Origin of the sequence: Halorubrum marinum (assembly GCF_048381195.1) — an archaeon.
Taxonomy (GTDB): Archaea; Halobacteriota; Halobacteria; order Halobacteriales; family Haloferacaceae; genus Halorubrum.
Genome location: NZ_JBLWMM010000001.1, coordinates 343,177 through 355,664 on the forward strand (window position 1 = coordinate 343,177; position 12,488 = coordinate 355,664).

At 69.5% G+C, this 12,488-nt stretch carries 8 protein-coding genes; 4 read left to right on the forward strand and 4 right to left on the reverse strand.

Translation table 11 applies throughout. The features are described from left to right. Nucleotides 1-103 precede the first annotated feature (103 nt). From leuS to ACNSN4_RS01730, 3 genes are all read left to right on the forward strand, one after another. Nucleotides 104-2,824, forward strand: a complete 2,721-nt coding sequence (leuS, locus tag ACNSN4_RS01720) for a leucine--tRNA ligase (RefSeq protein WP_418284038.1) — start codon at nucleotides 104-106, stop codon at nucleotides 2,822-2,824. A 73-nt stretch (nucleotides 2,825-2,897) separates the two neighbouring features. After that, entirely contained in the window at nucleotides 2,898-4,337 is a 1,440-nt protein-coding gene (kynU, locus tag ACNSN4_RS01725) for a kynureninase (RefSeq protein ID WP_418284039.1), read from the forward strand. A gap of 121 nt (nucleotides 4,338-4,458) precedes the next feature. Beyond that, entirely contained in the window at nucleotides 4,459-7,383 is a 2,925-nt protein-coding gene (locus ACNSN4_RS01730) for a DEAD/DEAH box helicase (protein ID WP_418284040.1), read from the forward strand. A 273-nt stretch (nucleotides 7,384-7,656) separates the two neighbouring features. On the opposite strand, the gene ACNSN4_RS01735 is transcribed toward ACNSN4_RS01730, so the two are convergent. Genes ACNSN4_RS01735 through ACNSN4_RS01745 form a run of 3 tightly spaced genes read right to left on the reverse strand, consistent with a single transcriptional unit; the run spans nucleotide 7,657 to nucleotide 10,926 of the window. Further along, a complete protein-coding gene (locus ACNSN4_RS01735; protein ID WP_418284041.1) occupies nucleotides 7,657-8,280 on the reverse strand; it encodes a dolichol kinase in 624 nt (207 codons plus the stop codon). A 6-nt stretch (nucleotides 8,281-8,286) separates the two neighbouring features. Continuing rightward, the gene (glyS, locus tag ACNSN4_RS01740; protein WP_418284042.1) at nucleotides 8,287-10,077 is read right to left on the reverse strand and encodes a glycine--tRNA ligase; all 1,791 of its coding nucleotides are present in this window, start codon (nucleotides 10,075-10,077) and stop codon (nucleotides 8,287-8,289) included. After that, nucleotides 10,078-10,926, reverse strand: a complete 849-nt coding sequence (locus tag ACNSN4_RS01745) for a CBS domain-containing protein (RefSeq protein ID WP_418284043.1) — start codon at nucleotides 10,924-10,926, stop codon at nucleotides 10,078-10,080. It abuts the gene before it with no gap. 303 nt (nucleotides 10,927-11,229) lie between these two features. Here ACNSN4_RS01745 and ACNSN4_RS01750 point away from each other — a divergent pair, with 303 nt between their 5' ends. Next, nucleotides 11,230-11,451: a DUF7556 family protein gene (locus ACNSN4_RS01750; RefSeq protein WP_418284044.1), complete on the forward strand. Its 222-nt coding sequence runs from the start codon at nucleotides 11,230-11,232 to the stop codon at nucleotides 11,449-11,451. Between the two features lie 89 nt (nucleotides 11,452-11,540). Here the strand turns inward: ACNSN4_RS01750 and ACNSN4_RS01755 are convergent, their stop codons facing one another. After that, nucleotides 11,541-12,440 (reverse strand): ketopantoate reductase family protein, encoded by a 900-nt coding sequence (locus tag ACNSN4_RS01755; protein WP_418284045.1) that lies wholly within the window; start codon nucleotides 12,438-12,440, stop codon nucleotides 11,541-11,543. Nucleotides 12,441-12,488 lie beyond the last annotated feature (48 nt).

The window sequence follows — 12,488 nt, forward strand, 5'->3', positions numbered from 1 at the left end:
GATCCGCTGTTCGCCCGCCTCCGCCGACCACGGCTCCTGTGAGACGGCGCACCACTGGATGGAAAGCTATACGACGCCGACCCGACCACGAGTATATAAGCAGATGTCTCAGGAGGGCTACGACCACACGGCGGTCGAAGAACGGTGGCAGGAGGCGTGGAACGACGCCTCCGTGTATCACACGCCGGACGAGGTTACGGACCCCACCTACGTGCTGGGGATGTACCCGTACCCGTCGGGGAAGCTCCACATGGGCCACGTCCGGAACTACACTATCACGGACGCGTACGCCCGGTACCGCCGTATGCGCGGCGACGACGTGCTCCACCCGATGGGGTGGGACGCGTTCGGCCTCCCGGCCGAGAACGCCGCGAAGGAGCGCGACACCAACCCCCGCGACTGGACGTTCGACTGTATCGACACGATGCGCGGCCAGATGAAGTCGATGGGGTTCGGTTACGACTGGGACCGCGAGATCACCACCTGTACCCCCGAGTACTACCGGTGGAACCAGTGGCTGTTCACGCGCTTCCACGAGGCGGGCCTCGTCGAGCGCCGCGACGCCGAGGTGAACTGGTGTCCCTCCTGTGAGACCGTCCTCGCCGACGAGCAGGTCGAGGGCGACGACGAGCTGTGCTGGCGGTGTGACACTCCCGTCGAGGGCCGCGAGCTGGACCAGTGGTTCCTGTCGATCACCGACTACGCCGACGAGCTGTTGGAGGCCATCGACGACCTGGACGGGTGGCCGAACTCGGTCAGGCAGATGCAGCGGAACTGGATCGGCCGACAGTACGGGACGACGCTGGACTTCGACATAAGCGAGGCGCGGAGCGCCTCGAACGGACGCGGTGAGGGAACCGAGCCGCGGGAGTACGGCCCCGTCGAGGCGTTCACCACCCGCGTCGACACGCTCCACGGGGCGACGTTCTTCGCGCTCGCGCCCGACCACCCGATCAGCGAGGATCTGGCCGCCGAGGACGACGCGGTCCACGAGTTCGTCCACCACGAGGCGGACCCCGAGGGCGACGAGCCGAACGGCGTCGAGACCGGGCTCACCGCGACCAACCCCGCCACGGGCGAGGAGATACCCGTCTTCGTCGCCGACTTCGTGCTCTCGGACGTGGGGACGGGCGCGCTGATGGCGGTGCCCGCTCACGACGAGCGCGACCACGCCTTCGCTCAGAAGATGGGCGTCGACATCCGCCCCGTTATTGCCCCCGTGCCTGACGACTGGGACGGCGAGACGGTTCCCGAGGCACCCGACGTGAGCGAGGAGGCGTTCACCGACGACGGCGTTCTGATCAACTCGGGCGAGTACAGCGGGCTCGACAGCGAGACGGCGCGCGAGCGCCTGACGGCGGATATCGAGAGCGCCGAGGAGAGCACCCAGTACCAGCTGCGCGACTGGGGGATCTCCCGGCAGCGCTACTGGGGCACCCCGATCCCGGTCGTCCACTGCGACGACTGCGGCTCGGTGATGGTCCCCGAGGAGGACCTGCCCGTCGAGCTGCCCGAGTTCATCAACACGACCGGAAACCCGCTCGACGCCGCCGGGGAGTGGAAGCAGACGACCTGTCCGGAGTGCGGCGAGCCCGCCACCCGCGAGACGGACACGATGGACACGTTCGTCGACTCCTCGTGGTACTTCCTGCGGTACGTCTCGCCCGGCCTCGACGACGCGCCCTTCGATCTGGACCGCGCGAACGACTGGATGCCGGTCGACCAGTACGTCGGCGGCATCGAACACGCCGTGATGCACCTGCTGTACTCGCGGTTCGTCACCAAGGTGTTGGCCGACGAAGAGGAGCTGGCGCACCGCGAGCCCTTCACGAACCTGTTGGCGCAGGGAATGGTCCAACTGGAGGGCGAGAAGATGTCCAAATCGAAGGGGAACACGGTCTCTCCGCAGCGCATCGTCGAGGAGTACGGCGCCGACACGGCCCGCCTGTTCATGATGCAGGCGGCCCAGCCCGAGCGCGACTTCGACTGGTCGGAGGAGGGCGTCAGGTCGACGCACCGATTCTTGACCCGCCTGAGCGACCTCGTCGAGGGGTACGCGAAGGGGGGGACGGAAACCGCTGACTCGGACGCCGACCGCGACACGGTCGACGACTACGTCGCGAACGAGGTCGACGCCGCCGTCGCTATCGCGGGCGCGGAGTACGACGACCTGACGTTCAACGTCGCCCTGCGAGAGGCGCAGGACCTGGTCGGGACGCTCCGGAGCTACCGCGAGTACGCCGACCCGCACCCAGAGACGTACGAACGCGGGCTGGACGTCGCCGTTCGCCTGCTGGCCCCCGTCGCTCCGCACTTGGCCGAGGAGCTGTGGAACACCCTGAAACGCGACGGCTTCGTCGTCGAGGCCGACTGGCCGACCGCGACCGTCGACCGCGAGACGGTCGAGAAGCGGCGGCGGCTGGTCGAAAACACCCGCGAGGACGTGCGCGACATCGTCGAGGTCGCCGGCATCGAGGACCCCGAGCGGATCGACGTCGTCGTCGCGCCCGACTGGAAGTACGACGCGCTGGCGATCGCTATCGACAGCGACGCCGACAACCTCATCTCGGAGCTGATGGGGGAGCCGCACATCCGCGAGCGGGGCGACGACGCGGCCTCGTACGGGCAGGACCTGCAGGCGAACCGCGAGGCGCTCCGGGAGACCCTGTCGGGCGACGACGAGTACGACGCGCTTCGGGCGGCGGCGTGGCTGATCGAGCGCGAGTTCGACGCGCCGGTGCGCGTCGAGCGCGCCGCGGACGCCGACGACTCGGTGGTCCGGAAGGCCGAGCCGGGCCGTCCCGCGATCGACATCGTCGAGTAGCGACCCGACGCTCCTTTTTAAACCGGGATCGGCGGCCCGGAAGCGATTAGTCGGCGGCGACACCGGATCGCGTATGGACGACCCCTACGCCCCCGCCCGCGACGCCCTCGACGCCGACGGACCGGTCGGCGGCGCGGGTGACGGCGACGGGCCGGTCGACGGCGACCCGGCCGACTTCGACGATTCCGACGCGGCCGTCCTCGCCGCCCGCCTCGACGACGCCGACCCCCTCTCTTCGTTCGCAGAGCGGTATCACGTCCCCGACGACGTCTTGTATATGGACGGCAACTCGCTCGGCCCGGCGAGCGACGCCGCCCTCGCGAGCCTCGACCGCGTCGTCGAGGAGTGGCGCGAGCGGCTGATCGGCGGGTGGACCGACGCCGACCCGCCGTGGTTCGAGGTGGGAGAGCGGCTCGGCGACGCGCTCGCGCCCCTCGTCGGCGCGGACCCCGCGGAGGTCGTCGTCGGCAACTCGATCACGGTGAACCTCCACACCCTGATCGGCACCTTCCTCGACGAGCTGCTGGCGGGGAACGGGCCGGAGCGTACGGGGACCGCGGCCGCAGACGGAGACTGGAACACGGCGACGACCCCCGCCGTCCTCGTCAACGACCTCGATTTCCCCTCCGACCACTACGCGATCCGGGCACAGCTCCGACAGCGGGGGATCGACCCGGACGAGAAGCTCCGGGTCGTCGAAAGCAGGGACGGGCGGACGATCGACCCGCGGGATATCGAGGCCGCGCTCGACTCCCACGACGACATCGGGATCGCCTTCATGCCGACCGCGCTCTACCGCTCCGGCCAGCTGTTCGACATCGAACGAATCACCGAGGCCGCTCACGAGGCGGGCGCATTTGCGGGGTTCGACGCGGCCCACTCCGCGGGGGCGGTCCCGCACGAGTTCGGCGCGGCCGGCGTCGACTTCGCGGTCTGGTGCACCTATAAGTATCTCAACGCCGGACCGGGCTCGATCGGGGCGCTGTTCGTCGCCGAGCGCCACCACGGGCTCACGCCCGCGCTCGCCGGGTGGTGGGGCCACGAGAAGGCGACGCAGTTCGAGATGAATATGGAGTATACGCCCGCCGACTCCGCGGGTGCGTGGCAGATCGGGACGCCCCCGCTGCTCGCCGCCGCGCCCTTGGAGGGGTCAGTCGAACTCCTGCGGGAGGTCGGGATCGATCGGCTCCGCGCGAAATCGCTCGCGCTCACCGACTTCCTGATCGCTTTAGTCGACGACCGCCTCCCCGCAGTCGCGGTCGGAACGCCCCGCGAGCACGCGGCCCGCGGCGGCCACGTCGCTCTCGAACACCCAGAGGCGGAGCGGCTGAGTGTGGCCTTAAAAAGCCGCGGCGTGATCGTCGACTTCCGGCCGCCGAACGTGGTTCGCGTCTGCCCGGCTGCGCCATACACGGCTTTCGCCGACGTGCTGGAAGTCGTCGACGAGATCGAGGCGATCCTCGACAGCGGGGCTCACGAGAGGTACGCGACGAGCGAGGGCGGGGGGACGTAGGGACGCCGGCGACTGGGAATCTGGCGACAGTTCGGTCCGAATCGGTGACACTCTCTACTACACGAACTTCGTACAACGACGGCCTTAATCGGCTGAGCGCCCAACGTTCGACGATCAGGTAATGGCGGAACCGTTGGGCATGGACGCGTTCGCGCACCTCGGGAGCGAGGTCCGTGCGGCCCTCTCCGAACAGGGCTTCACCACGCCCACGGAACCCCAACGAGAGGCGATCCCGCCGCTGGCCGCGGGCAAGAACGCGCTCGTCTTAGCCCCGACAGGCACCGGAAAGACGGAGACCGCGATGTTACCCGTCTTCGACGCCATCGTCGCGGCCCGCGACTCGCCCGGCGACCAACCCCGCGACGGAATTTCGGCCCTCTACATCACGCCCCTCCGGGCGCTCAACCGCGACATGATGGACCGGTTGGAGTGGTGGGGCGACCGGCTCGACGTCGAGGTCGCGGTCCGCCACGGCGACACCACCCAGTACCAGCGGAGCAAGCAGGCCGACGACCCGCCGGACGTGTTGATCACGACGCCCGAGAGCCTCCAGGCGATCCTGACCGGCTCGAAGATGCGGGTCGGTCTCGAAGACGTCGCGCACGTCGTGATCGACGAGGTCCACGAGCTCGCTTCCGCGAAGCGCGGCGCGCAGCTTACCGTCGGCCTCGAACGCCTCCGCCGCGTGGCGGGCCCGTTCCAGCGGATCGGCCTCTCCGCGACGGTAGGGACCCCCGAGGAGGTCGGTCGATTCCTCGTCGGTGCGGGGAGACGCGACCCGACCCGCGAGGGCGACCGCGAGTTCGAGATCGTCGAGGTCGCGGCTGGCAGCCGGACCGACGTGCGGGTGCTCGATCCACCGATCACGGACCGCGACACGACTCTCGCCGGGGAACTGGCGGTCGACGAGACGACGGCGAGCCACGTCCGGACGATCCGCGAGATCGTCGCCGCCCACGAGTCGACGCTGATCTTCGTCAACACGCGACAGACCGCGGAGGCGCTCGGCTCGCGATTCAAGACGCTCGCGGAGCGGGAGCGGGGACCTGCGGACGACGGGACTCCTGATCCCACCGAGATCGAGGTTCACCACGGCTCGCTCTCGAAGGACGTGCGGATCGACGTCGAAGACCGGTTCAAATCGGGCGATCTCGACGGACTCGTCTGCACGTCATCAATGGAGCTCGGGATCGACGTGGGGCGCGTCGACCACGTGGTTCAGTACGGGAGCCCCCGCGAGGTCGCTCGGCTCCTCCAGCGCGTCGGCCGGGCGGGCCACCGCCGCGACCTCGTGTCGGAGGGGACCGTCGTGACGCAGGGCGGCGACGACACCCTCGAAGCGCTGGCGATCGCCCGCCGCGCCGACGCCGAACTGGTCGAGCCCGCGACGATTCACCACGGCAGCCTCGACACGGTCGCGAACCAGATCGTCGGGGTCGTGATGGACGAGGGCGAGGTCCACGCCCGCGAGGCGTACGAGACGATCACGAACGCCTACCCCTTCCGCGACCTCTCGGAGCCGCGGTTTCAGGAGATCGTCCGCGAACTGGACGGCAACCGGCTGCTGTGGCTCGACGAGGAGACGGACACCCTCGAAAAGTCGGGCGGCACGTGGCAGTACTTCTACGCGAACCTCTCGATGATCCCCGACCAGTCGACGTACGAGGTGTACGACATGTCCTCGCGGCGGCAGATCGGCACCCTCGACGAGCGGTTCGTCGTCAACTTCGCCGGACCCGGTGAGACGTTCATCCAGCGCGGCGAGCTGTGGCGGATCACAGAGGTCGACGAGGAGGAAGAGCGCGTGAACGTCACGCCCATTCCGGACCCGACGGGAGAGGTCCCCTCGTGGATCGGCCGAGAGATCCCCGTCCCGAAGCCCGTCGCCGAGGAGGTCGGACGGATCCGGGGCGAGGCCGCCGCGGCGCTCGACGCGGGCTCGACGCCCGAAGCGGTCGCGGGAGACCTCGCCGCGCGGTACCCCGCCGACGAGGGGACGATCGCGGCCGCCCTCACGCCGGTCGTCGACCACGTCGACGCCGGCCATCCGGTCCCCACTGACCGGCGGATCGTCATCGAGGGGAGCGCTCGCACCGTCGCGGTCAACGCCGCGTTCGGCCACGAGGTGAACGAGACGCTCGCGCGCCTGCTCGCGGCGCTCGTCGGCCAGCGCACCGGCTCGTCGATCGGGATGGACGTCGACCCGTACCGGATCGAGTTCGAGGTGCCGCACGGCGTCGACCCCGGCACCTTTCGCGAGGTGCTAGAGACGACCGATCCCGACCGGCTGGAGGCGTATCTCGAACTCGCCTTGAAGAACTCCGACGCGCTCAAATTCACGCTCGCGCAGGTCGCCGCGAAGTTCGGCTCCGTCAAGCGCTACCGCGAGGGCCGCGGGCGGTTCGGCGGCGATCGCCTGCTCGCCGCACTAGAGGGGACGCCCGTCTACGACGAGGCGCTCCGAGAGGTGTTCCACGCCGACCTCGCGGTCGAGGAGACCGCCGAGGTGCTCGAAGCCGTGCAGGACGGTTCGCTCGGCCTCGCGATCGCCCGGGAGCGGACCCCACTGGGTACGGCCGGACGCTCCGCTGGCACGGAGTTCCTCGTCCCCGAGAACGCCGACGCCGACGTGATCGAGACGATACGCGAGCGCATCCGGAACGACCGCGTGATCTGCTTTTGTCTCCACTGTGCCGACTGGAACCACACGACCAAGGTGCGTCGCGTCCGCGACCAGCCGGAGTGTCCCGAGTGCGGCTCGACCCGAGTCGCCGCGCTGAACCCGTGGGACGACGAGACGGTCGCCGCGGTCCGGGCGACCGAGAAAGACGACGAGCAGGAGCGCCGGACGAAGCGCGCGCACCGGGCCGCGAGCCTCGTTCAGACGCACGGGAAGCGGGCGGTGATCGCCCTCGCGGCGCGAGGCGTGGGCCCGCACAACGCGGCGCGGATCATCAACAAGCTCCGCGAGGACGAAGACGAGTTCTACCGCGACGTGCTCCGGCAGGAGCGGGAGTACGCGCGGACGCAGTCGTTCTGGGACTAGATCGGTGCGGCGGATCAGTCGGTTGGATGTCGGTCGTCGTCGACGGAGTGAACACGCCCGAAGCCCCAGTCTCGCGACTGCCCCTTTGAGTCCCACCCCACTCAGCACCGCAGCCTCACGCCTCCCCAGCCTCGTCGGTGATCCTTCGCTTCGCTTCGGACCACCGACTCCCTCGCGCGATGCTCCTCGCGCCACCGCTGCTCGCTTATAAATGATCGAGTATCACGTCCGTCTTCACACCCTCCACTGTTCCGCCCGCCCACCGCTCGCGCCCTACCCCAACACCGCCAGCGCGAGCAGCATTCCGACCGCGCCGGCCGGCGGGATGGTCAGGTTGTCGTCGATAGCGACGCCCCGAACGACCGGCGGGAGCCCGTCCGCGACCGCGGCGAACGCGCCTCCCGCCACGGCGGCGGCGAGACCGACGCCGGTCCCGTACGCCGGCACGGTGAACGGGGCCGCGATGGCGCTACAGACGAGGAACATGACGACCCAGACGACCGGTCGCTTCGGCTCCGTCGCCTCGTTATCTCCGAGTGCGCCGCTTATCGGATCCCCGAGCGACAGCATCCACATCGCCGGGATCGCGAGGGTGGGCTCCAACAGGAGCGCGGCACCGGTCATGCTGATCTGATACAGCGCGTACCCCGCGACCCCGTCGGCCTCGTACTCGCGGACCAGGGCGTCGTACAGCGGGGTGAGCGGCCCGGCCGCGCCGACGAGCCGGAACGTCTCCAAGGCGGTGACGACGGCGAGCGCGGCGACGAGGAGGTACCCGGTCTCGGTCCACGAGAGCCAGCCGAGCAGGTACGGGACCGGGTACAACGTTCCGCCCGCGTGGACCACGCGCCGCTCGAACTCGACGCGCTCGCGCCAGTCGGCCGCCGGAAGCGCCACGGGGAGTTAGTCCGCGTCCGTCTCCACGTCGGTCTCGACGCGCTCGCAGCCGTCGAACACCGCGTCGAACTCCTCGCCCGCGCGGAGCGCGGCCAGCTTCCCGGCCAGCCCGTCGGCGGGGACTCGGACCTGCGCCGCGGAGTCGCGTTCGCGTACCGTGACCGTCTCGGGGCCATCGCCCTCGATCCCGTCGCGGTCGACGGTGACGCAGAACGGCGTGCCGACCTCGTCCTGGCGGCGGTAGCGCCGCCCGATCGAGCCGGAGTCGTCGTACGTGACCGCGAGTCCCGCGGCACGGAGGTCGGCGGCGACCTCGTCGGCGAGCGCGACCAACCGGTCGTCGTTCGTCACGAGCGGGAAGACGGCGGCGTCCTGCGGTGCGATCTCCGGTTCGAGAGAGAGGTACGTCCGCTCCTCGCCGTCGACTTCGTCGGTCTCGTAGGCGTGCACGAGCAGGGTCTGGACGGTCCGACCGACGCCGAAAGAGGGCTCGACGACGTGCGGCGTGATGTGCTCGCCGCTCTCCGTCACCTCCTCCACCGAGAAGTCCGCCACGTCGGCGTCGACTGCGTGAGTCTCGCCGTTCACCTCGACCGACACCGTCTCGCCGTCGAACGCCTCCGGATCGCGCTCGGCGAGCGTTTCGAGGGCGTCGGCGACCGCGGCGGCGTCACCGCCGAACTCGGGACCGAGGACGGACATGTCGGGGTCGACGGTCGCGCGCTCGACGGTCTTCGGCTCGTCGTAGCGCTTGAAGACGGTGAACGCGTCGTCGCCGTACTCGTCGTGTTTCGAGAGGTCGTAGTCGCCGCGGTACGCGAAGCCGGCGATCTCGATCCAGTCGCCGTCGATCTCGCTCTCGGCGTCCCAGCAGTCGGCCGCGTAATGGGCGCGCTCGCCCGCGAGGTGCTGGCGGAACCGGAAGCGGTCGCGGTCGACGCCGATCCGCTCGTACCACTCCTGGGCGACGCCGAGGTAGTAGCCGACCCACGGGGAGCCGATGACGCCGTCGTCGACCGCCTCGCCGATCGTCGTGTCGAGGTAGTCGCCGTCCTCCGCCTCCTGTGCCGTCGCCGGATAGAGCCGAACGTCGACGTCGCGGACGCGGTCCAGCGGCGGCTCGTCCTCCTCGGGGTCGATGAACTGCTCTAACTCGGCCTGCGTGAACTCACGGAGCCGGAGCAGGCCCCCGCGCGGCGAGATCTCGTTGCGGTAGGCCGGACCGATCTGGGTAATCCCGAAGGGGAGGTTCCCGCGGGCGTACTCCTTGAGCCGCGGGAACTCCACGAAGATCCCCTGCGCCGTCTCCGGTCGGAGGTACCCGGGCTGGCCGTCGCCGGGACCGATGTCGGTCGCGAACATCAGGTTGAACGCCTCGACCGACTCGCCGGCGAGCGCGGTCCCGCAGGAGGGACAGGCGATGTCGTTGTCCGCGATGAGTTCTTCGACTTCTTCGCCGGGGAGCGCCTCGGCGTCCTCGATATCGGTGACGGCCTCGACGAGGTGGTCGGCGCGGTGCGACTCGCCGCACTCGGGGCACTCGACGAGCATGTCGTCGAACCCCTCCAAGTGGCCGGACGCCTCGAAGACGGCCTCGGGCATGATCGTCGGCGCCTCGATCTCGCGGTTCCCCTCGCGGATGGTGAACCGGTCGCGCCACGCGTCCTCGACGTTCTTTTTCAGGGCCGCGCCCTGCGGGCCGAACGTGTAGAAGCCGGCGGTGCCGCCGTACGCCCCGTTCGAACCGAAGAAGAACCCGCGTCGCTTCGCCAGCTCGGCGAGTTCGTCCGCCGCCATCTATAGCCCCTCCAAGAGGTCGACGTCGCGGACGATACCGTTGAGGTCGGTACCGCTCACGAGGGGAACCTGTTCGATGTCGTTGCTGATGAGCTCCTGTGCGACTTCCTTCGCCGTCCGGGTGGCGTTGACCGTCACGAGATCCTCGGTCATGAAGTGGCGCGTCGCCTCCGCGGGTAGCTCCACGTTTCGGGTCGGGAGGTAGCGCGCGCCCGTGGCCTTGATCCCCTCCCAGGACCACTCGGAGTCCTGCTCGGCGATCGAGTCGCCCGTGCTCGCCTCGCCCTCGACGACGCGGGCGACCTCCAGGATGTCGACCTCGGTGAGGATGCCGGCGATCGCGGCGTCGTCGTCCAGCACGACCGCGTACGGGACGTTGGCCAGTCCGATCTCGCGTTCCGCGACCGGCAGCGGCGTCTCCGTGTGCGTCGCGTTGACCGCGCGGGTCGCGAGCCCGCCGACCTCCGTGTCTCCGTCGATCTCGCCGCGGGCGATCGCTCGCACCACGTCGGTGACGGTGAGGATGCCGATGAGTTCGTCGCCGTCGACGACGGGGAGCCGCCGGGAGTCCTCGGTGACCATCGTCGCGGCCGCGTCGACGATGTCGTCGCCGGCGGCGACCGTCGGAACCTCGCGCATCAACAGCGCGAGCTGGTCCTCGTCCGGCTGGTCGATGAGGTCGTCGCGGGAGACGAGCCCGCGGTACACCTCATCGCCGTCGACGTCTTTCACGACCGGGACCGAGGAGAAGCCGTACTCTTGGATGTACTCCAGCACGTCGTTTCGGCTCCCGGGGATCTCGACGACGACGAGATCCGCTCGCGGCGTCATGGCGTCAGATACGTTCATGCACCGTCTTTCACCGTGGCACCTCTTGTATACTGCGAAGGTGGTCGGCGAGGGACTTTCGAGAAGCGGGTCGGCGGAGACGTGCGGCAGAGGTGCCCGGTGAGGGATCTCCGCGTTCGCGTTCGGGATCGGAGGACAGCCCGCTGACTACTCCGTCAGATCGTCGCCCACGAGCGATACTCGCCGTTCAATTGACGGGAAAAGCGCCTCACGGGCGTCGATACTCTCGTCGGATCGCCGATCCGCCGACACCGGTCGGGTTCGGTTCGGAACGCTTATACGTACTGTGAACTATTCACAACCATGTCACGGAGTTCCACTCCCTGGGACGACCCGGACCCCGATCACCGCCGGACGGCGCTGCCGACGGATCCGACGCTCGAGGCGGGCGAATCGTCGGACATCATGGCGTCGATCGATTCCTCGGCGTCGCGACCGGCACTCGTGATCGCGGACGTCTCCCGGGAGGACGCGTGGGTCTCGGTCGACGAGACCGACGCGACCGTCCTCGAAGAGTGGTGTTGAGATCGGTGTCGTGTCGAGGTCACCGTCGCTCGTAGATATCGCTCGTAGATACCGCTCGTAGATACCGTCCGCCGCCGCCGCTTGCTCCGTTATTTACGCACCCCAGCGCCCCGCTCCCACGCCCGGATCAGCGACGCGAGCGTCCGGCAGGTCGGAACCGGCACGTCGAGTCGGTCTGCCCGCTCGATTGCGGCGCCGTAAATGGCGTCGACCTCGGTTCGCCGACCGGCGGCGACGTCTTCGTGCATCGATGAGCGGTTGACGGCCGTGTCAGCGGCAACTCGGTCGAGCGCGTCGACCGCCCGCTCAGCGCTGAGGGCGACGCCGTCGGCGCGAGCGACCGCCGCCACCTCGCGAGCCGCCTCCCGGGCGACGTCGCCGGCTGGTCCGGCGACCGTCCCGCCGTTCGAGAGTCGAGAGAGCGCCGACGGGCCGTTGATTCCGGCGTTGACGGCCAGCTTCTCGTACCGGCGGCGGGGCATGTCTTCGGCGACGGTCGTCTCGATTCCCGCCTCGTCGAACACGGCGCCGACGCGTCCGGCGAGCGGGTCCGGCCCCCCGGCGAGCGCACCGACGGTGATCTCTCCCACTCCCGTGCAGGTCACTCGCCCCGGCTCCGCGAACTGCGCACCGTAGCTCGCGGTACCTGCGAGCACGGTCGAGTCGAGGGCCGCGACGAGTCGCTCCTCGGTCAGCCCGTTCTGGAGCGAGCAGACCGCCCCGTACTCGCCCGTCGCGAGCGTCCTCGCGGCCGCATCGGTGTCGTACGCCTTCGTCGTCACCAACGCGAGGTCGGCGGAGCGGTGGGCACCGTCGGTACAGGCCCGCGGTCGGACGTGGACGTCGAGCTCGCCGTCGATCCGGAGCCCGTCCCGTCGAACCGCCCGCATGTGCGGGTCCCGGCCGACGAGCGTGACCTCGTGAACCCGCGCCAGCAGCCCCCCGACGAGGCTCCCGAGCGCGCCCGCGCCGTAGACGAGGACTTCCATACGCGTTCACACGCGTCGAGACTGAAAAGGGATGGCGGTGAGGCGGTG